The sequence below is a fragment of the Prosthecobacter sp. genome, assembly GCF_014879935.1.
GTDB lineage: Bacteria > Verrucomicrobiota > Verrucomicrobiia > Verrucomicrobiales > Verrucomicrobiaceae > Prosthecobacter.
Genome location: NZ_JACSRD010000218.1, coordinates 16221 through 40028 on the forward strand (window position 1 = coordinate 16221; position 23808 = coordinate 40028).

Annotated in this window: 20 protein-coding genes; 18 read left to right on the forward strand and 2 right to left on the reverse strand. The window is 61.5% G+C overall.

What is annotated here, in order from left to right; translation table 11 throughout:
- The first annotated feature begins 27 nt into the window (after nt 1–27).
- From IAE77_RS24975 to IAE77_RS25020, 10 genes are read left to right on the forward strand one after another with little or no spacing between them, the layout of a single operon-like run.
- Complete coding sequence (locus tag IAE77_RS24975; protein WP_294232553.1) at nt 28–615, forward strand: hypothetical protein; 588 nt, start codon at nt 28–30, stop codon at nt 613–615.
- Nucleotides 612–1685, forward strand: coding sequence for a prepilin-type N-terminal cleavage/methylation domain-containing protein (locus tag IAE77_RS24980; protein WP_294232554.1), 1074 nt, complete (start codon nt 612–614; stop codon nt 1683–1685). The genes IAE77_RS24975 and IAE77_RS24980 overlap by 4 nt, the downstream gene beginning before the upstream one ends.
- Nucleotides 1682–3028 carry a hypothetical protein gene (locus IAE77_RS24985; protein WP_294232555.1) on the forward strand — a complete coding sequence of 449 codons (1347 nt, stop codon included), beginning with the start codon at nt 1682–1684 and terminating at the stop codon, nt 3026–3028. Before IAE77_RS24980 ends, IAE77_RS24985 begins: the two co-directional genes overlap by 4 nt.
- On the forward strand, nt 3025–3609 hold the full coding sequence (locus tag IAE77_RS24990) for a hypothetical protein (protein WP_294232556.1): 585 nt from the start codon (nt 3025–3027) through the stop codon (nt 3607–3609). Before IAE77_RS24985 ends, IAE77_RS24990 begins: the two co-directional genes overlap by 4 nt.
- An 8-nt stretch (nt 3610–3617) precedes the next feature.
- Nucleotides 3618–4772: a PilT/PilU family type 4a pilus ATPase gene (locus IAE77_RS24995; protein WP_294232557.1), complete on the forward strand. Its 1155-nt coding sequence runs from the start codon at nt 3618–3620 to the stop codon at nt 4770–4772.
- A complete protein-coding gene (locus IAE77_RS25000) occupies nt 4769–6307 on the forward strand; it encodes a GspE/PulE family protein (protein WP_294232558.1) in 1539 nt (512 codons plus the stop codon). The genes IAE77_RS24995 and IAE77_RS25000 overlap by 4 nt, the downstream gene beginning before the upstream one ends.
- 16 nt (nt 6308–6323) lie before the next feature.
- Nucleotides 6324–7550 carry a type II secretion system F family protein gene (locus IAE77_RS25005; RefSeq protein WP_294232559.1) on the forward strand — a complete coding sequence of 409 codons (1227 nt, stop codon included), beginning with the start codon at nt 6324–6326 and terminating at the stop codon, nt 7548–7550.
- Nucleotides 7551–7565: 15 nt separating this feature from the next.
- Entirely contained in the window at nt 7566–7940 is a 375-nt protein-coding gene (locus tag IAE77_RS25010) for a hypothetical protein (protein WP_294232560.1), read from the forward strand.
- Nucleotides 7937–9772, forward strand: a complete 1836-nt coding sequence (locus IAE77_RS25015) for a secretin N-terminal domain-containing protein (protein WP_294232561.1) — start codon at nt 7937–7939, stop codon at nt 9770–9772. Before IAE77_RS25010 ends, IAE77_RS25015 begins: the two co-directional genes overlap by 4 nt.
- A 57-nt stretch (nt 9773–9829) precedes the next feature.
- Complete coding sequence (locus IAE77_RS25020; protein ID WP_294232562.1) at nt 9830–12733, forward strand: PSD1 and planctomycete cytochrome C domain-containing protein; 2904 nt, start codon at nt 9830–9832, stop codon at nt 12731–12733.
- Between the two features lie 11 nt (nt 12734–12744).
- On the opposite strand, the gene IAE77_RS25025 is transcribed toward IAE77_RS25020, so the two are convergent.
- On the reverse strand, nt 12745–13212 hold the full coding sequence (locus IAE77_RS25025; protein WP_294232563.1) for a type II toxin-antitoxin system VapC family toxin: 468 nt from the start codon (nt 13210–13212) through the stop codon (nt 12745–12747).
- Nucleotides 13209–13538, reverse strand: coding sequence for a hypothetical protein (locus IAE77_RS25030; RefSeq protein ID WP_294232564.1), 330 nt, complete (start codon nt 13536–13538; stop codon nt 13209–13211). Before IAE77_RS25030 ends, IAE77_RS25025 begins: the two co-directional genes overlap by 4 nt.
- Before the next feature lie 114 nt (nt 13539–13652).
- On the opposite strand from IAE77_RS25030, the gene IAE77_RS25035 reads away from it, so the two are divergent.
- The 8 genes from IAE77_RS25035 (at nt 13653) to IAE77_RS25070 (ending at nt 23807) form a co-directional block, all read left to right on the forward strand.
- The gene (locus IAE77_RS25035) at nt 13653–14996 is read left to right on the forward strand and encodes a DUF1501 domain-containing protein (protein ID WP_345781018.1); all 1344 of its coding nucleotides are present in this window, start codon (nt 13653–13655) and stop codon (nt 14994–14996) included.
- 73 nt (nt 14997–15069) lie between these two features.
- Nucleotides 15070–16683 (forward strand): right-handed parallel beta-helix repeat-containing protein, encoded by a 1614-nt coding sequence (locus tag IAE77_RS25040; protein ID WP_294232566.1) that lies wholly within the window; start codon nt 15070–15072, stop codon nt 16681–16683.
- Nucleotides 16684–16730: 47 nt separating this feature from the next.
- On the forward strand, nt 16731–18347 hold the full coding sequence (locus tag IAE77_RS25045; protein ID WP_294232567.1) for an AAA family ATPase: 1617 nt from the start codon (nt 16731–16733) through the stop codon (nt 18345–18347).
- Complete coding sequence (locus IAE77_RS25050) at nt 18344–19576, forward strand: hypothetical protein (protein WP_294232568.1); 1233 nt, start codon at nt 18344–18346, stop codon at nt 19574–19576. The genes IAE77_RS25045 and IAE77_RS25050 overlap by 4 nt, the downstream gene beginning before the upstream one ends.
- A 43-nt stretch (nt 19577–19619) precedes the next feature.
- Nucleotides 19620–20204, forward strand: coding sequence for a hypothetical protein (locus tag IAE77_RS25055; protein WP_294232588.1), 585 nt, complete (start codon nt 19620–19622; stop codon nt 20202–20204).
- 62 nt (nt 20205–20266) lie between these two features.
- The gene (locus tag IAE77_RS25060) at nt 20267–21574 is read left to right on the forward strand and encodes a putative DNA modification/repair radical SAM protein (protein ID WP_294232590.1); all 1308 of its coding nucleotides are present in this window, start codon (nt 20267–20269) and stop codon (nt 21572–21574) included.
- Nucleotides 21575–21750: 176 nt separating this feature from the next.
- Nucleotides 21751–22605 carry a TIGR03915 family putative DNA repair protein gene (locus tag IAE77_RS25065; protein ID WP_294232593.1) on the forward strand — a complete coding sequence of 285 codons (855 nt, stop codon included), beginning with the start codon at nt 21751–21753 and terminating at the stop codon, nt 22603–22605.
- Between the two features lie 26 nt (nt 22606–22631).
- Nucleotides 22632–23807 (forward strand): Gfo/Idh/MocA family oxidoreductase, encoded by a 1176-nt coding sequence (locus tag IAE77_RS25070; RefSeq protein WP_294232595.1) that lies wholly within the window; start codon nt 22632–22634, stop codon nt 23805–23807.
- Nucleotide 23808: the final 1 nt, after the last annotated feature.

Here is a 23808-nt window from a genome sequence, read left to right on the forward strand (position 1 = left end):
CAACGAACTCCAGAGAACCCCAATTCCATGCTCATCCACCCGCGCATTCACCATCGCCGCGCCGGTCACCGTTTTGCCTCAGGGCTGACGTTGATCGAGCTGCTGGTCGTGCTCATGGTACTCATCGCCGTGGCTGGGATTGTGGTCCCGAATTTGACCGATTTGCGCTTCGGCTTCGATGGAGATCGGAAAACCGCATCGGAGATCGCCACGGAGAAGACGCTCATGGAGGTGCGGGCGGCCATCCTCGGCCCGGATGGAAAAAAGGGCCTGTGGAGCGATCTGGGCGAGCGTGAGGCGGACCTGCCGCAGGACATTGCCGAGCTCTTTATCCGGAGGGCCGGATGGCCTAATTTTGACCCGAACACACGCCTCGGCTGGCGCGGACCGTATGTCATGGACAGCGGCGCACGCGATGGTGCCAATGATCCGGCCATTCTCGACGGCTGGGGCCGCCCCATCGTCATCCAGACGCCCACCGCGCTCACCATCCGTCTCGTCTCCGCCGGAGCCGACGGCATTCTCGAAACACCGCCCGCCACCGCGATGCCCACGCTCGCCGCCTGCGGGGACGACCTCGTGCTTTTCTTGCGAACCGCCGACACGCGTTCATGAAAGCTACTCTTCATCGCCCGTTCATCCCCCGCAGCGGCCTCACGCTGCTGGAGCTGCTTGTCGTGCTCTCGATCCTCGCTGTGCTGTCCACCGTGGCGCTGACCTCCAGCAGCGGAATCGCCGATCAGGCCCGCTACGAGGCCACGCAGCGCACGCTGGAAAACATCCGCGACGCCGTCCTCGGCCCCGACAACCTCCGCGACAACGACGGCACGCTGCTTTACACCGGCTTTGTGGCCGACACGGGAAGGCTGCCGAGAGCGGTGGCCGAGGTGGTGGATGGAGGCACGGTTTTGACGTTGGCGGAACTCGTTGAGCAACCTGCTGGTATGGCGGCTTACGACGTGATTCCAGCGATCACATCCAATTGCACGCCTTCGGCAGAAGCCGATGATCTCGACCTTGACCTCAGTTCCGACACTGTGCGGCTCGGCGTTGGCTGGCGTGGGCCATACTTGCGCCTGACTCCTGGCAATCTACTGCCTCGCGATGGCTGGGGAGCGCAATTGGTGACGCCTGTTGGTGTCGTTCCCGGCTTTCCCAACAATTGCCTTCTGAACGGCATCTTGCCCGTCGCTGCGGGAGATCCGATTGATCAAATCGTCAGCTATGGTCGCGATGGGGTGCCTGGTGGGGCGGACGCGTATGATGCTGATCTCGAAGTGAATCCAGTGAACTTTTCTGAACTGGTGGAGGCGACCGTATTGCCTCAGGTCGAGATTCAAAACTCAGCAGGAACTGTTCTCAACAGCTCTGACATCACACGCGTATTCGTTCGTCTTTTTGAACCAAACACCTCAACCGGAACGATTGCAGCGAAAGCGGCTGTTGGCCCAGTGGGAGCCATGGGAGATCCTTTTGATTCATATCACGAGCACAACAGCGATCTCCTGACTTTTTCTCCCGTTTCGACGACTCCAGGCATTCGGGTTATTCGGGCCTACGCGCTCAAGAATGCTGATCCAACCAGACCCACCACCGCTGGTGTCCTCAAGAGTGCTCCGGTGTATCTGAAGGTGCGGCCAGACAGCCCTAACACCATCACGCTCGTGATCATCAACAACCCATGACCCGCACCCTGCTGCTCATCACTCCAGGTTTCGTGGCTCGAGGCGATTTTGACGCGCGGGGGCGCTTGGTGGCGTTGGGGAAGGCGGTGGCACCGCCGGGGGCGGTGGATGCGGGGTCTTTGACGTTGGCGGCGTTGGGATTGGTGAAAGCGAAGGCGCGGAAGGTGTGGGTGCTTTCCACGGCGGCGGTCACGGCCATCGTCGAGGTCTCGGCGAACCGTCTGCAAGGCCTCAGCGAGCAGGAGCGCTTCACCGCGCTGGCTTTTGAGGCCGAGGCGCTGACGGGCGTGCCTGCGGGCAGCAGTTTGACGGTGGCCCGCCGACTGGGCGGCGATGGCGTGGCGGAGACGTGGTGGGTCACGCAGGTGAGCGAGAGGCTGCGCCAGGAGGTCGAGGCGGAGTTGATGCGGCACGGGGCACCGCTCGCGGGCCTGGCGCATCCCGGAGGCATGGTTTTGATGAGTGAAAAAGCCTCTTCGGCCGAGTCGCTGGAGGTTTGGGACGATTTGCTGTTTTTGCGGCAGCGGCATCGCGGTGCGGCCATGCTGGACATTTTGCCAGCAGAGCTTTCCGGAGGTCTGGACCCATTGCTGGCACGTTTTCCGGCCGCGGAGGCCGAGGCGGAGCCAAATAGGCGCGAGGTCTGGACGACCCGCGGCAATCTGAGCAGCGACTCGGCCACGTTGCGCAGTCTGCACGATGCGGAAACGCTGCAAGGCTGGTTCAGCGGCTGGTTGAGCGCTTTGGACCAGTCGCCAGAGCCGCTGCCGGTACTGCATCCGCCGGCACGTCCGATGAGCACCGCCCGCCGTGTGCTTCTGTGTGCTTTCGCGACCGCATTGGCGCTGGCCTTCTGCGCTGGAAACTGGTGGTGGACACAGCTCCAGCTCACCACCGCACAAACCGAGGTGAAGAAGCTTTCCGAGGTCGGCAACCTGCGAAGTGAGGTGCAAAAGGCTTCGCAAGAGTTGCAGAAAGCCCGCGCCGAGCATGAGACGGACATGAAGCGGCACAGCCAGGCGCTGCGGGCTTTTGGGGCCATGCTGGAGGCGCTGGCGATGGAAAAGCCGGGCGGTGTGCTGGTGCGTGCCCTGAACGCTCCTGCCGCGATCTCCCAGCCCGCGCCGAACCAGCCGCCTGCGATGGAAACCACCGTCACCGGCTGGTGCTCGGAGGAAAATCTGGCCGCGCTGTTTTCACAAAAGGTCGGCGAAAGGCTGCAACCGCTCGGCTGGACCGTGCAGCCCGCCCGCACGCAGGCACAACTCGCCGGAAGCACGCCGGTGTGGAGCTTTGAGATTCACCTGCGGATGGAAACCACGCCCACGGCCACCCAACCATGAAGCCCGCGAAACGTCCTCCTCTCACCGCTCGTGAGCGATTGCTGCTCCTCGTCTTCCCAGGAGCGCTGGTGCTCATGATTTACGCCGTGTTCATCAATCCCGGCCACAACTCCGCCTTGTCCAAGGCGAGAACGCAGCTTGAGCAGGCGCGGAAGCAAGCGGGCAGCGGCGTGGCGAGCACTGCGGCGCTTTCCGCCGATCTCAGCCGCCTGAAGCAGGATTTGGAAAAAGTGCAGCGTGAGTCCGATGCGCTGAAGAAAGGCGGCGATGCGCTGCAACGTGCCGAGTCCGTCACCCAGGTGGGTGATCTGCTGCGCAAGCACGGCCTCGTCGTCGTCGAGGAGGGACCGGCGGGTTCAAGTGTCGCGAATGCTTCTGCTGGTCGTCGTGGAGCGTCTCCAGCCACCAGCATCGGCCAGGTGTGGGCCATTCGTTTCCTTGGCACCTGGCCGGGTGTGCAGGCCACGCTGCAAGCCATGCCTGGAATGGCCAATCTCACCTGCTTCCCGCTCGGCCTGTCCATGCAGGAGTCCGAGCAGGGCCATTCGATCCACGAATGGACGCTTCACCTCCGCCTTTGACCCAGCTCATGAACGCCGCGCCTGATCCGAACCTGCCGTTGGAGACCTTGCTTTCGCGTTGTCTCGATCTCGGCGCGTCGGATCTGCACATCGCCAGCGGGGAACCGCCGTATTTTCGCGTGCAGGGCGTGCTGGAGGCGGATGCGGAATTCCTGCCCATCACCCATGAGCAGGTCACGGCCTGGGTGCGCGAGATCACCGGCGCGGCAGTGAATGCGCCGCTCGTCCGTGACTGCGGCTCCTACGACGGTGCCCTGACCAGCGAGCGTGGTGTGCGCTTCCGTTTGAATGTGTATCAGCGGCAAGGCTTGCTCAACATCGCGCTGCGACGCCTGGATGATCAATTTCGCCCGCTGAAGGAACTCGGGCTGCCGGAATCACTGCACCAGCTCTGCCGCCAGCAGCACGGTCTGGTGGTCATCGCCGGTCCCACCGGCTCCGGCAAGACGACGACGCTGGCCACGCTGCTGGATCAAATCAACCGCCAGCGCCGCTGCCACATCATCACCATCGAAGATCCGGTCGAGTATGTGCATGTGTCCAAGCTGGCTCTCGTGAACCAGCGCCAGCTCGGCATCGACACACCGAGCTTCAATGATGCGCTCGTCTCCGCCATGCGGCAGGACCCGGATGTGATCCTCGTGGGGGAAATCCGTGACCTGAACACCATCCGCACAGCGATCACCGCCGCCGAGACAGGGCACCTCGTCTTCACCACCGTGCATGCGGGCGATTGCGTGGGGGCGATCGAGCGCATGGTGGCCGTGTTTCCCGCGGCGGAGCAGGATGGCATCCGCAGGCAGCTCGCGCTCGTGCTTCGCGCCGTGGTGGCGCAGCACTTGCTCGTGGCGGACGGCCCCGTGGCACGCCAGCAGGCCGATGGCATCACCACACGCGGACGACGCGTGCTCGCGGCAGAGGTGCTGACTGTGACTGGCGCGGTGGCGAATCTCGTCGCCAGCGGGAAGAGCAATCTCATCTACTCCGCCATGGAGTCCGGCGGCCAGCAGGGCATGCAAACGATGGAGCAGAGCCTCGCGGAGCTTTTTGTTCGCGGCGAAATCAGCGAGCAGAGCGTGAACGCGCTCTCACGCCAGCCCGGCCAGGTCTTTGAACGTGCCGCACGTCTCCGCCAGCGTGCCGCCAGCCCGGTGAAATCATGATCGCCGCGCCCGCCAGACCTGCCGCTGCTCCAGCCGCCACGCTGCTGGATCTCGATGCCGTGCGCATTGATGCCGTGCAGGCTCTGCGGCTGCCGTCCTCCATCGCGCTGCGTCGCCGGCTGCTGCCCTTCGCGGTGCATGAGGGCTGCGTGTGGCTGGCCTGCCAGATCGCGGAGGATGAAGCCTCGCTGCGCACCTTGCAGCGCTACTTTGATCATCCGATTCGTGCCGTGCAGGCGGAACCTGCATCGCTCAGTCGGGCGCTGGACCGCCAGTATCGTGAAGCCTCCACCGGCGGCGCTGGAACGCTGGCCCGCTACACCGAACGCGGCCAAAACGCTGCGGCGACGAGCGGTGACGAGGTGGAGGCCGATGCACGCCAGCTCGCCAATGACATCCTGCGTGCGGCGATGCTGCGCCAGGCCTCGGACATTCATTTTGATCCAGGTGAAAAGGAGCTGCGCGTGCGTCTGCGTGTCGATGGTGCTCTCGAAGATGCCTTCCGACTGCCGATGAGCCTGCACGCGGCGCTGCTGAACCGCTTCAAGATCATCGCGGGCCTCAATATCGCCGAAAAGCGCTCGCCGCAGGACGGTTCCTTCCGTCACAGCGAGGGTGGCGCTCGCGGCCAGGTGGTGGATGTGCGCGTGGCCACGCTGCCCGCACGTCATGGCGAGCGCATGACGCTGCGCCTCATGGCCGTGGACAGCAGCCGCTTCTCCCTCGGGGCACTCGGCATGAGCCCGACGCACCACGGCATGTTCAGCACCGCCATCAGCAAGCCGCACGGCCTCATTCTGCTCACCGGCCCCACGGGTTCCGGCAAAACGACCACGCTTTATGCGGCCATCCGCGAGCTGATCGCCGCCGAGGCGCTGAATGTCATCACCGTCGAAGACCCGGTCGAAAACGAGATTCCCGGCATCGTGCAAGTCGAGGTGGACAGCGCGGACAAGGTCAGCTTCTCCAGCGCTTTGCGCAGCTTGTTGCGGCATGACCCCGATGTCGTGATGATCGGCGAAATCCGCGACCGCGAGACGGCGGACATCGCCATCAAGGCTGCTTTGACCGGTCATCTGGTCTTTTCCACGCTACACACGAATTCCGCTGCTGGGGCCGTCGTGCGTCTGGCGGAGATGGGCGTGGAGCGCTTCCTCATCGCCTCCACGCTGCGCCTCGCGGTGGCGCAGCGGCTGGTGCGGAAGTGCTGCTCCCGCTGCATCACGCCGGAGCCTTTGCGACCGGAGGACATCGCTTTCCTCGCCGCACCGCAGCTCGCCGGCACATCGCATTTCCGCCCTCAGGGCTGTCTTTACTGCGCCGGACGTGGTTATGCGGGCCGCGTGGGTTTGTTTGAGATGCTGCCCATGGATGAGGAATGGTCGCGCCTCATCACGGAAGGCGCCGGTGAGGCTGAAATGGTCGAGCACATGCGTCTGCGCGGCCTGCCGCTGCTCGTGCAGGACGCGGCGGAGAAACTCAGCGCCGGGGTGGTCACACTGGAGGACGTGCGTGGCGCGGTGACGGTCTGGTAACTCGCTTTTTTGAATCATGCCCGCCTTCACCTACACCGCCCGCGATGCCTCCGGCGCCCGTCTTCAGGGCGAGCTGGAGTCCTCGTCCAGCTCCGCCGCCGCCGCGGAACTGCGCACACGCGGCTGGCTGGTGCTCGGTATTGAAGAAAACACGAGCCGGAGCGGTGGCGCAGACTTCTCGCTGAGTCCCTCGACCTGGTTGTGGATTCGCTCGCTCGATGTCGAGGTCAGCCTCTACCAGCTCGCCACGCTGCTGCGCAGTGGTTTGACACTGCTGAGCGCCCTGCGCCTGATCGCCGAGCAGTCCGAGCGCGGCCGCCTGCGCCGCGTGTGGGAGCAGGTCATCATCGACATCGAAAACGGCGCGTCGCTGGCCGATGCCATCGCCCGTCATGCCTGCTTCAGCCGCATCGTGGTGCAGCTCGTCAGTGTGGGCGAGCAGACCGGTCACCTCGCGCCCGTCCTGGAACGTGCCGCGGCCGCTTTGGAAAAGAAGCGCACGCTGCGTGCCGGGCTGATCACGACGCTGATGTATCCTGTCATCGTGTTCCTCGTGGCCATGGGCCTCGCCGTCTTCATGATCGTCGGCGTGCTGCCGAAGATGCAGGTCTTTCTGCGTGCGCTGGGTAAAAAACTCCCGCCCATGACGCAGCGCCTCGTCGATCTCGGCGAGTGGACGCAGATGCACGGCCTCAGCTCGCTTATTGGCCTCGTCGCCCTGCTTTTTGCCCTGCTGCTGGTGTTTTTCTGGCCGCCGGGACGTGCCTTCATCGACCGTGCCGCGCTGCGCCTGCCGCTGCTGGGCAAGGCGCTGCGCACCGGCGGCACCGCTCTCTTCGCCAGCAGCTTTTCCGTGCTGCTGACCAGCGGCGTCACCATCCTAGAAGGTCTCCGCGTGTGTGAGAACCTCATCGGCAACCGACGCCTCTCCGCCATCATCGGCGCGGCACGCGAGCGAGTGCTGCAAGGCGAGCCACTCGGACGCCATCTGGAACAGGCGCATGGCTTCATGCCCATGCTGCCGCGCATGATCACCGTGGGCGAGTCCTCCGGCACGCTGGACAATGTTTTGGACGAGGTGGCGCGATTTCACGAGGCGCAGCTCGAGCGCCACATCCGCCGCCTCACCGCGCTGGTCGAGCCCGCGGTCATCATCATCGTCGGAAGCGTCGTGGGGTATGTGTACCTCTCGTTTTTCATGGCCCTCTTCGCCGCCACCGGCCCCGGCAACAACATTCGCTGAACCTTTTCCATGCCTATGAAACACCTGCTCACCCTCCTCCTGCTGCTGGCGCTAAATGCCGCCGCGCAGACACCGCCGGAGCCGCCCAAACCGCCAGTCGATCCCACCGTGCCTGACGCCGCCCTGCAGAAGCTCCTCATGGCCACCGTTCAAAACAAGGCCAGTGAGCAAAGCATGCCCGCCATCCTCATGCGCGGCAAGATCATCAATCAAACCGGCCAGGGGCTAATCATCATCGAGGTGAACAAGCAGATCCTCGCTCTCAAGCAGGGCGGCACGCTGAGCCTTTCCGGCGAATTCAGCCATCTCAGCCTCCAGCTCACCGAGCTGAACAAGGAAAGCGCCACCATCGAGATCCTGCCGCTCAAACAAACCCTCCGCCTGCAATGAACCGACTCCTTTCACTTCTCTTCTTCCTCCTCGCCATGCATGCGCAGGCCCAGACCGGCCGCATGGAGGTCATCGATCTGCGCCAGGTGCCGCTGTCCGATGCCGCGCGCATTCTTTCCGAGGCTGGCGGGCTGAATGTCGTCAGTTCGGTCGAGGCCGGAAAAACGATCGTGAGCCTCTATCTGACGCAAGTGCAGGCCCGCGATGCCGTGGAGGCTCTCTGCCGCTCCCACAACCTGTGGTTCCGCGAGGATGAAAAAAGCGGCATCATCCGCATTCACACCCCGGAGGAGTATAAGCGTGACCTCGGCAGCTTTCAGGAAGAGCTCACCGAGGTCTTCGACCTGCGTTTCCCGAACGCGAACGACGTGGGCCGCGCCATCCAGGATCTTTACGGCCCGCGAGTGCGCATGAACCAGAGCAACTTCATGCAGGACTTCCAGGCCACCATGGAACTCCAGCAACGCTTCCAACGCTTCGACATCGTGGACGGGCGCAGCCAGAATTTGGGTGTCAGCGGGCAGACAGGCAACAATTCAGTGAATAGTGCGGCACAGATGACGGGTGCCGGAGGCATGGCTGGCGGTCGCGTCTCAGTTGGGCGAAACGGCCTTGGTGCTGGTGGCTTTGGTGCCGGCGGATTCGGATCGGGTTTCAACACGACTTCATTCCAAACGATTCCCGAGCCGCAGCGCATCGAAAACCTCACTGCGGAGGAGATTCAAACGCTCGAAGACCGTGCCGAGAACGCTGAGAAAATGCTCGACGACCGCGTGAACATCTTTGTCACCGTCATTCAAAGGCTGAACAAGGTCATCGTCCGCACGGGCGACAGCCGGGCCATGGCGCAGATCAAGGAACTCATCACAAGCGTCGATGTGCCGACACAGACTGTCCTTCTCGAAGTCAAAATCCTGCGTGTCCGCATGGATCAGGGCTACCGCAGCGCCGTCGATTACCTTTTCGACAATGGTCGCTTCCAGGCCGGCTTTGGAGCCAACCCAGTGCAGGCAGGCGATTTGAGCTTCCGCTTTGCCAGCAACAACTTCAGCGCCCGCATCCAGGTGCTGGAGCAGAAGGGCCAGGTGCGCGTCGTCTCCACCCCTACCCTGCTCATCGCCAACAACGAAGTCAGCCGCCTCTTCATCGGCGAGGAGCGTCCGCTGAACCGCAGCTTCAACGGCGGCGCGGTCATTCCCGGTGCGATCAACAACGTCGTCACCCAGGGCAGCACCGACATCGAATTCCGTCCCGTCGGCACCACCCTGCTCATCACGCCGAACATCAACGCTGACAAAACGGTCACTCTCCGTCTGCTCCAGGAAAACTCCAACATCACCACCAACGGCGCGTCCGTGCTGGTGCCGAACAACAACGGCTTCCAGCGTCAGAGCGTTGATACCGTGCAATCCCGCACCGTCAGCGGCACCGTCGTGGCGAGGCACCAGGTACCCGTCGTCATCGGCGGCCTCATTGACACCCATTTCACCGACACCCGCTCACAAGTGCCCATCCTCGGCAATATCCCGCTAATCGGCACGCTCTTCCGCCGTGTGGACGACACCAAGTCCCGCGAGGAGCTCGTGCTCATGATCAATCCCCAGCTCATCGACCCAAGGGAAGGTGGCGCGGATGCCTCACAGCAGATGCTGAAGGACAACCAAGTCAACGGCCTGGAGACCATGGCCGTCGGCCAGCACATCCACGAGCGTCTCAACGACCACCTGCCAGCACCGCTGCCGCCTACGGCCCAGCCTGCGGAGCAAACTGCGCCCACGCCGAAGAAGCGTAATCTGATCGACTGGTTTCGCCGGAATCAACCTGTTCCCTAAGCCAGCGGGGCGTCGCTCCCGGCAGGAAATGACCGTGCGGGGCCGTATGATGGGGCCATGATCGTCGTCCGGGTTTTTCTCTTCTCCGTCTTCACAGCTGTTTCCGGTCACGCTGAAAAGCTGTCGTTCAATCGCGACATCCGCCCGATCCTCAGTGACAACTGCTTTTACTGCCACGGACCGGACAAAAACAACCGCAAGGGCGATCTGCGGCTCGATGTGCGCGAGGAACTGATCAAGTTGGGAACGCAGACGCTGATCGAACGCATCACCACGACTGATGCGGATGATCTGATGCCGCCAGCGGAGTCGCACAAGAAGCTCTCGGCGAAGCAAAAAGACACGCTGAAGCAGTGGATCGCCGAAGGAGCGAAGTATGAGCCGCATTGGGCCTTCGTGCCGCCGGCGAAGCCGAAGTCGGGTAACTCGATTGATGATTTCATTCGGGCGGAGTTGAAGAAGCATGGGCTTCAGCCTGCGCCGAAGGCTTCGAGGGAAACTTTGATGAGGAGGCTGGCTTTGGATCTCACCGGGCTGCCGCCGATGCAGGACAATCAGACAAGGAGACAATCAGACAAGGAGACGGGGAAAGAGCCTGACTCATTGTCTTCCTACGAACAGCAGGTGGACGCTCTCCTCGATTCACCGCACTACGGCGAGCACATGGCGGTCGGGTGGCTGGATGCGGCGAGGTTCGCGGATACGAACGGCTACCAGGTGGATCGTGATCGCGAGCTGTGGCCTTGGCGGGACTGGGTGATCAAGGCGTTCAATGCGAACATGCCTTTCGATCAGTTCACCATCGAGCAAATCGCGGGGGATTTGCTGCCGGGGGCCACGCTGGATCAAAAGATCGCCACGGGGTTTCATCGTAATCACATGCTCAATGAGGAGGGCGGCATCATCGCGGAGGAGTTTTTGGCCGAATACACGGCCGACCGCGTGGAGACGACTGCCGCCGTCTGGATGGGGCAGACCTTCAACTGCGCCCGCTGTCACGATCACAAGTTCGATCCCTTCACGCAGCACGACTTTTACGCGATGAAGGCCTTCTTCCACAATGTGCCGGAGCGCGGCGTGGGCATTTACAGCAACCCGGTGCGCACAAACGCGCCGCCTTTCGTCAAACTACCTGCGCCGGAGCTGGAGGCGAAAATCACCGCGCTGAATGCGAAGCTCAAACCGGTCGAAGATCAGCTCAAAGGCCTCGCAGCCGGTGATCTCGAGCCTTGGGCGAAAAAGCTCGCTACGACGAAGATCGACTGGCAGCCGCTGGAGCCGCAAAAAGCCACTGGCGGCGACAATCCGCCTCAAATCGCCGACAAGGCCGTTTTGGTCGGCCCACAGGAAACGCGGGCCAACAACATCGTGATCCGGGCGAAGCTGCCAGCGGGCAAAATCACGGCAATACGTCTCGAATGCTCGACGACGGCTCCTTCGGCCAGTTTTCAATGGAGCGAGCTCAAAGTCGGCAAATCGAAGCTGCACGCCATCGACGCCACGCATGCCAACGTGCTCGACAACGACCGTAAAACCAAATCGGTGCTCTCGGTGGCACCCGACAAGCCGGTGCAGGCGCTGTTTGAGCTCGAAAAGCCTCTCGAAGACGCCGAGGTGGCGATCTCGATCGGTGTCGAGAATGCCGGCGGGCCTTCGCAGTGGCGTTTGTTTGCCGCGACGAATGCGACGGAACTGATCGCGCCCGCGAGCATCGTGACGATCGCGTTAAAAGAGGCCGCCAAACGCACCGCGGCGGAGCGCAAGCAGCTCGCGAGCTTTCGCATGGCGCAGATGCCTGAGCACCGTCGCTTGAGTGAAGAGGAGGCTGCTTTGAAGAAGCAGATTGCCGCGGCGGAGGCTGAGATTCCGACCACGCTGGTCATGGAGGAGCAGAAGGAGATGCGCCCCACCTTCATCCTGATGCGCGGGGCTTATGACAAGCCGGGTGAGAAGGTCGAAGCGGCCACGCCAGCCGTTTTGCCGGCTCTCGCTGCCGATTTGCCGCGCAATCGACTGGGGCTCGCCAAGTGGCTCGTGAGCCGTGAGAACCCGCTCACGGCCCGTGTGATCGTGAACCGCTTCTGGCAGCATTTCTTCGGCACTGGGCTGGTGCGCACGAGCGAGGATTTTGGCTCTCAAGGCGAGCCGCCGAGCCATCCTGAGCTGCTTGACTGGCTCGCGGTGACGTTTCAAGAAAGCGGCTGGGATGTGAAGAAGCTCGTGAAGCTGATCGTCACGAGTGAGACCTACCAACAAAGTTCACAGTTCTCGGTTCGCAGTTCTCAGTTGGATCCGATGAATACCTGGCTCTCACGCGGGCCGCGGCATCGTTTGAGTGCGGAGGTGATTCGTGATCAAGCTTTGGCGGCCAGCGGATTGCTCGTGGAGAAGATCGGCGGTCCGAGTGTGAAGCCGTATCACCCGCCGGGGCTTTATGAGCAGGTCGTGGCGCAGCGCGACAATCCCAAGGCCACCTACCAGCAAGGCAGCGGCGATGATCTGCATCGACGCAGCCTTTACACCTACTGGAAGCGCAGCGTGCCGCATCCGGGCATGCTGCTCTTTGACGCGCCTTTCCGCGAGACCTGCGCTCTTCGCCGCTCGCGCTCGAACACGCCACTGCAGGCGCTCAATTTGATGAACGATCCGACGTATGTCGAAGCGGCTCGGTTTCTGGCTCAGCGCATGATTAAGGAAGGCGGCACGAGCATCGAATCCCGCCTCGCACATGGCTTTCACCTGCTTCTCGGACGAAATCCGAGCCAACAAGAACTCCAAGTCCTCACCGCCGCCGTGGAGCGATCCATCAAGGACTTCACGAAAGACGCAGAAGCTGCCAAACAGCTCCTCACCTTCGGCGAAGCCAAAACGGACGACAAACTGAGCCCCGATGAACTCGCCGCCTACACCACGGTGGCCAGCACGCTCATCAATCTCGACGAAACCATCACCAAGGAGTGATCGCGATGCCTTTAGTTCACCTTCAGCCCTTCCAGCTCCGCCAGCTTCCGAGCCTTGGTGTCAAAGCTCCAAAAGGTATCGCAGCCCAAAATGAGCGCGGAGGCGACGTGCATGCTGTCGTAGGCTCTGAAGCCGTGTTTGATCGTGTGCCGATGCACCAATTCCTCAAACACAGTCGCCAGTGTTTCGTCTTCGATTCGCATCAGGTGGACGAAGGTCCCGTCCCGCAAATCGTCCAAAAACAAAGCCTCCTCCAGCATCGCTGCCTCAGGGCTGGCATGGACTCCAGGAACACCATTCCGGGTGAAGTAAACCTGTTGCTGAAACGAATTGATGACCTCCATGCGGGTCAGAAATGTCACTGCTATCGGGCCGCCACCCTCTGTAGCCTTCTGTTGAATCAACCGTTCTGCCTGAGTGGCGTGAATGCCGCCACTGTAAAAGGCGGTCAAAAAATTCGTGTCAGCGTAGGGCTTCATCGTTCACCTGAGATCGCTTGGCTGATGACCTCCCAACCCTCCGGGCTCGGTTCTTTGTATCCGACCTCTGCAAGTCGCTCACGATGCTGGCGCATGCGTTTCAGCACGGCATCCGCGAGCACATTGGCTGTCGGCGAGTCCGTCACGGCACGCACTTCAAACACCTCCCCGCTCCGGCTTTTCACTGTCACCCGTCCCAGCTTCCGCGCCGCCTCCAGCAATTCCGCACCGCTGCGGTTCATGTCACGGACGGTGAATTCACGCCGCAGCGGCTTCTGGCTGCGCACACGGACTTTTTTGGCGGCTTTCTTGGATGCGGTCTTCATGTCCGACATCATGACCGACATCGCCACGCCTTTCAATTCCTCATTTCTCCGCTCGTGAGCACCGAATCCTCCCTCGCACCCTTCTCGCGTCGCAACTGGCTCAAGAGCCTCGCGCTGGCATCGCTCGCGAATCCAAAGCTCTTCGGCGCGCCTGCGGCTCACTTTGCGCCGAGGGCGAAGCGCATCATCTGGCTCACGCAGGCGGGTGCGCCGTCGCAGCTCGATCTGTTTGATTACAAGCCGGGGCTCGCCTCGCAGTTTGACAAGGATTTGCCGAACTCGGTGCGTGGTGAGCAGCGCCTCACAGGCATGACAGCGGGGCAGAAGCGTTTCCCCATCGCGCCGTCGGTGTTCAAGTTTGCGCAGCATGGCCAGAGCGGCATGTGGCTGAGCGAGTTGCTGCCGCACACGTCGAAGTTCGCCGATGAGATCTGCCTCATCCGCTCGCTGCACACGGAGGCCATCAATCACGATCCGGCGATGACGTTGCTGCAAACCGGGCATCAAATTGGCGGGCGGCCTGCGTTTGGCGCGTGGGTGTCGTATGGTCTCGGCTCGGACAACGCGGACTTGCCTGCGTTTGTGGCACTCATCTCGCGTCCCAGCGGTCCCACGAATGCGCAGCCGCTGCACGAACGCATGTGGGGCAGCGGTTTTTTGCCGTCGAAGTATCAGGGCGTGCGCATGAGCTCCGGCAAGGACCCCGTGCTCTTCCTTTCCAATCCGCCCGGCATCACCACGGAGCGACGCCGCGCCATGCTCGACGATGTCGCCGCGCTGAACCGACTCAAGCTCGCCGATTACCACGATCCCGAAACGCAGGCCCGCATCGACCAATACGAGATGGCCTTCCGCATGCAGTCTGCCGTGCCTGATCTCGCCGATCTCTCCAAAGAGCCCGCCGACATCTACGAGCGCTACGGTCCTGAATCGAAGAAGCCGGGAACGTATGCCGCGAACTGCATTCTTGCCCGCCGGCTCGCCGAGCGCGGCGTGCGCTTCATCCAGCTCTACCATCGCGGCTGGGACCAACACAACAACCTGCCCAGCGGCATCAAGAGCCAGTGCCACGACACCGACCAGCCCACCGCGGCGCTTTTGGCCGAACTGAAAGAGCGCGGCATGCTCGATGACACGCTCGTCATCTGGGGCGGCGAGTTTGGGCGCACCGTGTATTCGCAGGGCGTGCTCACCCGCGACAATCACGGCCGCGATCATCATCCGCGCTGCTACAGCGTCTGGATGGCTGGAGCCGGTGTGAAAGGCGGCCACGTCCATGGCGAGACCGATGACTTTAGCTACAACATCGTCAAAGACCCCGTGCACATCCACGACCTCAACGCCACCGCCCTTCATCTCCTCGGCCTCGACCACACCCGCCTCACCTACCGCTTCCAAGGCCGCGACTATCGCCTGACGGACATCCATGGCGAGATCGTGAAGGGCGTGCTGGCGTGAAAAGAGCGGTGCGTCGCCATTCGCACAGACTTTGTCGTGGAGTTGGGCACCACGAAGCCGTTATGATCGGCTCATGAAGCTCCTGACCGCTCTTCTACTCCTGTCCACCCCGGCCATCGCCGATGACTCGGCGAAACTCTCCACGCTGCTCGCCAAAGAAGGCGTCGTGACGATCCCAGCCGGTGACTATCATCTGGATGGCTCAAAGCCGATTCCGTTGAAGTCAAACACGACCGTCATGGCCCATGGCGCACGCTTCATTTTGCCGAAGACCTTGCCGGATCAGGCTCGCATCGTGCTTTTTGCCGGGGAAAACATCGCGCACTTCGCGTGGCATGGCGGGGAGTTCATTGGGCATGTGTTTGATCCGGCGCAGAAGGACAACACCTGGGAGCCGAACGTGAACACAAAGGGCATCGAGATCACCACGACGGTCGTGGGCGGCACGCACGACCTGCTTTTCCGCGACGTGAAGTCGAATGGCATGGCTGCGGCAGTGATTGGCGTGCATGGCAAATACGGCAAGAAGAGCGAGAGCGATGTCGAGCACTACGCTGAGCGTGTCGCCGTCGAAAGCTGCACGCTGCTGCGCAGCGGAAAGTTCATGTGGGATTACGGCTACCTGTGGCAGATCATGACCTTTCCGGAGCATTACGAGCCTTGGGAGGTCGAGCGCGCGAGGAAGTACTTCCGCACCGACTTGATGCGCGACGTGACCTTCAACGGAGACAAAGTGAGCTTTGACAACACCAACCGGCCGCTGGCAGTCAGCCAGACGGACGACCCGAAGGACACCATCACCTTCATGGGGAAGGACCTGCCCAGGAACGTCGTCCGTGGTCGGCAATACTTTGTGATCGAATCCACCCCGGGCTACATCCGCATCGCGGACACGCTCGCGGGTCCACCGATCAAGTTCGAAAACGAAGGCGGAGGAGCGCTCGTGTTTCTCGTCAATGCCGCCTACCTCGGCGCCTATGCCCCCACCGGCAGCGGACCGGGCAAAGGAGCCTTTGATATCGTCGGCGCTCGCGATGTGCGCGTCATCGGCTGCCAGCTCAGCGCCATTGGCGACACGATGCACATCCAGCGCTGCAAAAACATCGTCTTCGCGAACAATCACATCCTCGGCAGCCGCATGGGCGCGTTCTTTTTGGCCGAGTTCTGCCAAAACGCCACCATCACCGGCAATCTCGTCGATGGCACCAACGGTAGCCGAGTCATCAGCGTCGAGAAGAGCTGCACGGATGTCACCATGACCGGCAACACCTTCCGCAACGGCGGACGCGGCGCGTGGATCAACCAGCCGGTGAACTTCATCATGACAGGCAACGTCTTCATCAACAACACCACCAAGAACGATCCCAACCCGCGCCTCGGCCGCATCGCCTACCGCACCGGGCAGCCCGGCCAGTTCCCCGAGCTTTACTTCACCCTTTACGAGCCTGACGCGACCTACGGCCCCATCATCGTGAAGGACAACATTTTCCAACTCGGCGACCACTGCCCCGAGGAAGCCGTCACCTTCGCCCCGAACGGCCACGACCTCGTCTTCACCGGCAACACCTTCCAAAACAAGCCCGCCACCATCGTCGTCGATCCCACCTGCGCCCGCGGCACCATCGAAGGCAACCTCGGCGCGAAGACCGTCAAGAAGCCAGTCGATTTCAATCACGGGCGGCGGTGAAAAACCCGCTCGAAAGCGGTGTGGAACGTGTTTTATGAGGATAGCACATGCACCTCTTTCAAAATGACGACGATGGTTACCGGGAATGGGTTCGGCAGAACCCAGATGGCTATATTATCAATGTCCCCTCTCAAACCCGGAAGGCCAGCGACCTGCTGAAGTTTCACCGTGGAACGTGCCCCACACTAAACTGGTGGCTTCCTAAACCCAATCTGACCGCTTCTTATTGGAAACTGTGCGACCAAGAGTTGGAACCATTGATCGAATGGGTGAAAGCCAACCGCCCCTTCCACCCAGGATGCCCAAGTCCCGTTTGGTGCAGTGAATGCGACCCGGAGAAAACAAAAACACCCAGAGCCACGAATACTATCTCACAAGCAGTAGAGTCAGCACCTCAGCCGCCCGCCACCGATCTCATGCTCCCACCCCTGAACCAAATCCTCTACGGCCCACCCGGCACTGGCAAGACCTACGAGGTCATCCGCCGTGCTGCCGAAATCATTGTGGGACGAAAAATCGAAAATATGAAGGAGGCCAAAGCCACTTATGACAAAGCTTGTGCAGAGGGACGCATCCGCTTCGCGACTTTTCATCAGTCGTTCAGCTACGAGGATTTTATCGAGGGAATCAGGCCGGTGATGGGTGAAGATGGACAGGCCAAGTTTGAGGTGCGAGACGGCGTTTTCAAAGAAATTGCACTTGATGCTCGTCTTGCGTGTTCACCATTCAATCAAGGAGCGGGTGTTGCGCCCTCAGAGGATGAATACCTGCGAAGACCAAAAAGCGATGACTCTGAAACGGGAAGGGTATGGAAGATCGCTGATAACCTTTTAGCGAGTCTCGGACGAGTGCCGTTATGGAAGGAAATTGTTAAAGAAGCCGTCTTGGCAGGTATAAACCCAAATACAGCAGGAAGGCAGGCTGGCGATTGGCGTAAAGCTCAAGGGATGCCAAAAGATGCAGCACAAGACGATCCTTATGCAAAGGCAGCTTCAACGGAAGGCAATCCAAAGCACGAATCCCACGTCCTCATCATCGACGAGATCAATCGCGGGAACATCAGCCGAATCTTTGGGGAGCTGATCACGCTCATCGAGGAGGACAAGCGAGAGGGTGCGGAGAATGCGCTGCGGGTGACTTTGCCATCCTCGCGTGAGCTTTTCGCGGTGCCGCCGAATCTTTACATCCTCGGCACCATGAACACGGCGGACAAATCACTGGCTCTGCTGGATGTGGCGCTGCGGCGGCGTTTTGATTTTGAGGAGCTGGCACCGGATTTCAGCGTTTGTGGCGGTCTGTCGGATGAGATGAAAGCCGTGCTCAACCGCCTGAATGAGCGGATCGAGCTGCGAAAGGATCGGGATCACCGCATCGGCCATGCCTTCTTCATGAGCGTGAAGGATGCGGAAGGCTTTAACCGGGTGTTTCGCCGGAAAGTGGTGCCGCTGCTCCAAGAGTACTTTTTCAATGACATCGACGGCGCACGCTTCGTGCTCGGTGAGGAGAAACGAAACGACAACCAAGGCTTCTTGAGGGAACTGAAGGCAACGGTGGAGTCCAAATACCAGCGGAACCGCTGGCGCTGGTTCACGGATGAAGAACCACCAGGAACACCCAAGTTGGACTGCTGGGCCGTTTTGAAAGCCAATCTCACTGAATCGTGACTTCCGAGCCTTTGCGCCTTTGTGAGCATCAACGTGTGAGCGTGCGCTGGAGTCACGACACGCGGCAGGCGGTGCTGGATGCTGCCACGGCCTGGCAGGAGGCGCATGGGCTGCCGCAGCCGCCTTTGAGCTTCGAAGGCGCGGATGGCTGCATCTTGCAGGCGCAGCAGCATGTAGGCGTGATCGAGGCCGGCGGAGTCTGCGTGGAGATTTATCCGAAACTCGATGCCGGACTCGTGAAGGATGCGCAGGTGACGGATCAACGCGCAGGCACGGTGATGAAAAACCTGCTGTGGCTGCTCGAAGAGTCCGGCCACGAAGGCCTCATTGACGCTGGCGAGGCCGGGGTGGAGGATTCACCCGACTCCATCTGCGATTTGCTGGCGTGGCTCTTTGCGTGGCGACTGCGTGATCAGCTCAGTCTCGGTCTGCCGCAGGAATACATCGGGATGAGCGATGATTTGCGCCTGGTGCGCGGTCGCATCGACTTTGCACGTCAGTCCACGGTTCATTTTGGCCGTCCGGATGTGATCGCGTGCTCATGGGATGAGTTCACGCCGGACACCTCGCTTGCCCGCCTGCTGCGCTGTGCCACCGAGGTGCTCTTGGAGCGCGTGCGCCTCCGCGGTGCCGCTGCGGACCTGCGCGACGCACTCGCGATGCTGGATGAAGTCGAGTCCGTGCAGCCTTTCCAGGCCGTCGCAGCCGCGTCAGGCATCCGTTGGTCGCGGCTGAACATGCGCTGGCGGCCATGTCATGACCTCGCGCTGGCCGTTTTGACCGGCCAGGGCCGTGAGATCCACGCTGGCAGCAGCGGCAGCTTCGTTTTCCTCATCAACATGAACCGGTTGTTTGAGGACTACTGCCTGCGCTGGCTCGAAAAGACCTTCCAGCAGCGCATCGATCCGCAGAAACGCCTCGGCACGCTGCTCGTGGCACCCGAGAGGCGCATCGCCCAAGACGCCGACTTTTTCTGGCTGGATCAAAACGACCTCTGGGTCGGCGATGCGAAATACAAACTCCCCGATGCGCAAAACTGGCCGCGCATTGATGACCTGCGCCAGCTCATCTGCTACGGCCAGCTCGCGCAAAAGCTCCACGCGGGCAGAACAAGCCGGCTCATGATTTTGCATCCGACGACTGGAGAGGAGCAAAGCGAGGCTCTTCAGACATTTGATGTCCAGGAACTGCGTCTTCAAAGTATCCGTGTCACTCGCCAGCCTGTCTGACCATTCCACCTTCAATCAACGCTTTAACTCAACCTGCCCACCCATGCTCCACCGTTTCCTCTCCTTCCTCGCGCTTGCTTTGATCACCACCGCCGCGCACGCGGAGCAGTTTGTGCTCTTTGATGTGACATTCACCTTCACGCAGGAGGACGCGCTGAACTCGAAGCCCAGCCAGTCGCACTACTACCTCAAAGACGACCGCCTGAATCCGCAGCGTCCGAAGGATTGGACGGCGCCGGTCGATTACCGCAATGGCACGGTGCATCTGCGCCTCGAAGTGCTCGAAAAACCGGCGGGCGACCAGCCCACGTCGTGGAGCGTGTGCTACATCCCCTACAAAGGCCAAAACCACGGCTACGGCTGCATCGGCACGGGGCCATATTCAAAGACAGGCGTGATCGAGAAGGATCTCGACATGACGACGTTCTGGCAGACCAACGACATCCTCTGGAATCAGGGCATCAAGGAGATGCACCTCGTCCTCAAAGACGACAAAAATCTCCACGCCCACAAGCGACCCGATCCCGAGAAGTTCTTCCCGACGAAGGTGCGAATGACGCTGATCCAGGTGTCGAAGGGTGCGAAGTATGATCCGAAGCTCGTGCCCGGACTGACCGCCGCGAAGTGAGGGAAAAACCTGCGCTCCAGGCATGACGAACGGCGTATTTCAGGCACTGTTCGGACGAACTCATGGGCCTGACGCGCAAACTCGAAATCCTGGCCGACGCGGCGAAGTATGACGCGTCCTGCGCCAGCTCCGGCGCGGCACGGAAGGACTCGCGAGATGGGAAGGGCATCGGCTCCACGGGCGGCATGGGCATCTGCCACAGCTACACGCCGGACGGGCGCTGCGTGTCGCTGCTGAAGGTGCTGCTCACCAACGCCTGCCTCTACGACTGCCATTACTGCATCAACCGCCGCTCCAGCAATGTGCAGCGGGCACGCTTCACACCCGAGGAGGTCGTGCAGCTCACGCTCGACTTCTACAAGCGCAACTACATCGAGGGCCTCTTCCTCAGCAGCGGCATCGTGCGCAGCGCGGACCACACCATGGAGCAGGTCATCGAGGTCGCGCGGCAGCTCCGCGAGGTGCATCACTTCCGCGGCTACATCCATCTCAAAACCATCCCCGAGGCCTCGCAGGCGCTCATCGACAAGGCCGGACGCTACGCCGACCGCATCAGCATCAACATCGAGCTGCCCTCGCAGCAGAGCCTCGACCGCCTCGCGCCGGAAAAGAATCTCACGAACACGAAGCAGGCCATGCATGGCATCCGCCAGCGCATCGACGAAAGCGTGGAGGCCAAAAAAGCCGCGCGACAAATCGTGAACCGCCCACGCGTCAAAGCGCCCCCCTTTGCCACCGGCCAGAGCACGCAGATGATCGTCGGCGCGGACGACAGCAGCGACGCGCTCGTGCTGCATCGCGCCGATGAACTGTATCGCGATGTGCGCTTGCGTCGCGTTTACTACAGCGGCTTCAGCCCCATCCCGGAGCCCAGCGTGCTGCTGCCCATCAAGCCGCCGCCGCTCGTGCGCGAGCATCGTTTGTATCAGGCCGACTGGCTCCTGCGCTTCTACGGCTTCGATGTCGGCGAGTTGCTGCCCAAAGAAGAGCCGAACCTCGATCTCGACCTCGATCCGAAACTCGCCTGGGCCTTGCGAAACCGCGCCGTCTTCCCCGTGGACATCAATCGCGCCCCACAAGAGCTGCTCTGGCGCATCCCCGGCCTCGGCACCGTGAATGTCGCCCGCATCCTCGCCGCGCGACGCTGGTCACGCCTCACCCTCGCCGATCTCCAGCGCATGCGCGTGAACCTCAAAAAGGTCATGCCCTTCATCCTCGCCGCCGATCACCGCCCGCGCATCGCCCTGCTCGAAAGCACCAACCTCCGCCAACACTTCCTCCCCGGCCCCCGCCAGCTCGAACTCAACTTCAACGCTCCACCTCCGACGACGCCTGCGGATGCCGCGATGGCACTCAGCGGTCAGATTTGACACATGCAAACCATCATCATGAACCGTGATCTCCCACAGATTCAGGAAGGCCAGCAGATTATCTTCATAATTCAATCTGTGGGCCTCCCTGAATCTGTGGGAGGTCATTCTGGATTCCGAGGAGCAAGCCATGCGAGGCATGAAATCTTCTGCGTGAATCACTCAAGAGGTCCCGCATGACCCACACCGCCCAAATCCACCCCACCTTCGAAGCCTGGCGCTCCAAGGCTCGAGAGCTGCTGCGGCATGGCGTGGCACCGGAAAACGTCGATTGGGTGGACGCCTCGCAAACCGCCAGTTTGCTGGCCGAAGAGCCTTCAGCGTATCAAACCGCTCCAAACAGCGCCGTGAAGGTCCCCGCCGACTTTTTGCGGCTCGCCGCCAATGTTTGCGCTCACACCGATGAGCGCCGTTTTGCCATCCTGTATCGCCTTTTGCATCGTTTGACGCTCGGCGGTGAAAAACACCTCCTCGGCATGCCATCCGACCGCGACATGCATCCGTGCAACGCGTGGGCGAAGGCCGTTAGCCGCGACATTCACAAGATGCACGCCTTCGTGCGCTTCCGCCTCGTCGGCGTGAACGAACAAAACGGCCGCGAGCAGTTCGTCGCGTGGTTTGAGCCCGAGTATCGCATCACACGGCTCGCCGCGCCGTTTTTCGAAAAACGCTTCGCCAGCATGGACTGGTCGATTTTGACCCCGGACGAGTGCGTGAGCTGGGATGGCGAAAAACTCACCTTCATCCCCGGCATGAGTCGCCACGACGCCCCCGCCGCCGATGCCCACGACGACCTCTGGCGCACCTACTACCGCAGCATCTTCAATCCCGCGCGACTCAAAGTGCAGGCCATGCAATCCGAGATGCCGATGAAATACTGGAAAAACCTCCCCGAGGCCGAAATCATCCACGACCTCATCGCCAGCAGCGAAACGCGCGTCCGCACCATGATCGCCACCCCCGAGCGCCCCGTGAAGCCGGTGCCCAACAACGCGTATCTGCGCACGCTGCGGCAGAGGCAGGAATCGTGAGGCCTGACGCGTATGGATTCATCGCCATGAATCCTTCCCTCCTCACGCGTCGGCGTTTGTTGCTCACCAGTGCCGGATTTGCTGTCACACATGCCGCGCAGGCCGCATCAACGCGTAAAGCCGCCATCATCGGCCACACCGGCGCGGGCGATTACGGCCACGGCATCGAGCGCGTGTTTCAAAACATGAGCGATGTCAGCGTCGCAGCGGTGGCAGACCCGCATGAAGGCGGACGCGCGAAAGCGCAGGCCGCGAGTGGTGCCGCGAAGGGCTATGCGGACTATCGCGAGATGCTGGCGAAGGAAAAACCGGAGCTCGTGGCCATCGGGCCGCGCTGGGCCACGGAACATCATGCGATGGCGATGGCCGCGCTGGAGTCTGATGCGCATTTGTATCTCGAAAAGCCCTTCACCATCACCTTGGCGGAGGCGGATGACATCGTGGGCCTCGCGAAGAAGAACCATCTGCGCGTCGCCGTGGCGCATGTCACACGCATGGCTCCCGCAGTGCGGCGATTGGAGAAAGCGCTGCGTGAGGGACTCATCGGCGACCTCCTCGAAATCCACACCGTCGGCAAAATGGGCGACCGCGCCGGCGGTCAGGACATGATGGTGCTCGGTTTGCATGTCTTTGACCTCGCGCGGCTCTTCGCGGGCGATGTGAAGTGGTGTCAGGCGTGCATACAGCACCAAGGAAAGCCCGCGACGCTTGCTGCGGCGAAGGAATCGCCTTCCGACAAAGTCGGGCCGGTCGTTGGTGACGACATCTTCGCTCATTTCGCGATGGAATCGGGCGTGAACGTCACCTTTCGCAGTCGCGTGGGCTTGGAAAAGGCCGCGGGGCCGTTCGGGATGGAGATCATCGGCACGAAAGGCATCGTGCGGCTGAATTCGGGCTTCGCGCCCGGCATTTCGTTGCTGAAGGAGCCGAATCGAAGCGCCACCACGCGCGTGGAAAACTGGCAGGACTGGGGTGGTGAAAATGAAGTCACCTTTGAAGGCCTCAGCGGCTACGATGCTTCCCATCGACGTGTCGTGCGCGATTGGTTGCAGGCGATTGCAGAGAATCGCGAGCCGCTGGGCTCCGGCGAACGCGCGATGAAAGCCATCGAGATGGCGCATGGCGTGTTTCAGGCCGGAATCGAAGGCAAACGCGTCGAATTCCCGCTCGTGAAGCGCACGCATCCGTTGATCGCGGCTTGAA

Excerpts from the sequence above, each read along its gene's own strand:
- IAE77_RS24975 (WP_294232553.1), top strand. The coding sequence starts at position 28 with ATGCTCATCCACCCGCGCATTCACCATCGCCGCGCCGGTCACCGTTTT.
- IAE77_RS24980 (WP_294232554.1), top strand. The coding sequence starts at position 612 with ATGAAAGCTACTCTTCATCGCCCGTTCATCCCCCGCAGCGGCCTCACG.
- IAE77_RS24985 (WP_294232555.1), top strand. The coding sequence starts at position 1,682 with ATGACCCGCACCCTGCTGCTCATCACTCCAGGTTTCGTGGCTCGAGGC.
- IAE77_RS24990 (WP_294232556.1), top strand. The coding sequence starts at position 3,025 with ATGAAGCCCGCGAAACGTCCTCCTCTCACCGCTCGTGAGCGATTGCTG.
- IAE77_RS24995 (WP_294232557.1), top strand. The coding sequence starts at position 3,618 with ATGAACGCCGCGCCTGATCCGAACCTGCCGTTGGAGACCTTGCTTTCG.
- IAE77_RS25000 (WP_294232558.1), top strand. The coding sequence starts at position 4,769 with ATGATCGCCGCGCCCGCCAGACCTGCCGCTGCTCCAGCCGCCACGCTG.
- IAE77_RS25005 (WP_294232559.1), top strand. The coding sequence starts at position 6,324 with ATGCCCGCCTTCACCTACACCGCCCGCGATGCCTCCGGCGCCCGTCTT.
- IAE77_RS25010 (WP_294232560.1), top strand. The coding sequence starts at position 7,566 with ATGAAACACCTGCTCACCCTCCTCCTGCTGCTGGCGCTAAATGCCGCC.
- IAE77_RS25015 (WP_294232561.1), top strand. The coding sequence starts at position 7,937 with ATGAACCGACTCCTTTCACTTCTCTTCTTCCTCCTCGCCATGCATGCG.
- IAE77_RS25020 (WP_294232562.1), top strand. The coding sequence starts at position 9,830 with ATGATCGTCGTCCGGGTTTTTCTCTTCTCCGTCTTCACAGCTGTTTCC.
- IAE77_RS25025 (WP_294232563.1), bottom strand. The coding sequence starts at position 13,212 with ATGAAGCCCTACGCTGACACGAATTTTTTGACCGCCTTTTACAGTGGC.
- IAE77_RS25030 (WP_294232564.1), bottom strand. The coding sequence starts at position 13,538 with ATGAAGACCGCATCCAAGAAAGCCGCCAAAAAAGTCCGTGTGCGCAGC.
- IAE77_RS25040 (WP_294232566.1), top strand. The coding sequence starts at position 15,070 with ATGAAGCTCCTGACCGCTCTTCTACTCCTGTCCACCCCGGCCATCGCC.
- IAE77_RS25045 (WP_294232567.1), top strand. The coding sequence starts at position 16,731 with ATGCACCTCTTTCAAAATGACGACGATGGTTACCGGGAATGGGTTCGG.
- IAE77_RS25055 (WP_294232588.1), top strand. The coding sequence starts at position 19,620 with ATGCTCCACCGTTTCCTCTCCTTCCTCGCGCTTGCTTTGATCACCACC.
- IAE77_RS25060 (WP_294232590.1), top strand. The coding sequence starts at position 20,267 with ATGGGCCTGACGCGCAAACTCGAAATCCTGGCCGACGCGGCGAAGTAT.
- IAE77_RS25065 (WP_294232593.1), top strand. The coding sequence starts at position 21,751 with ATGACCCACACCGCCCAAATCCACCCCACCTTCGAAGCCTGGCGCTCC.
- IAE77_RS25070 (WP_294232595.1), top strand. The coding sequence starts at position 22,632 with ATGAATCCTTCCCTCCTCACGCGTCGGCGTTTGTTGCTCACCAGTGCC.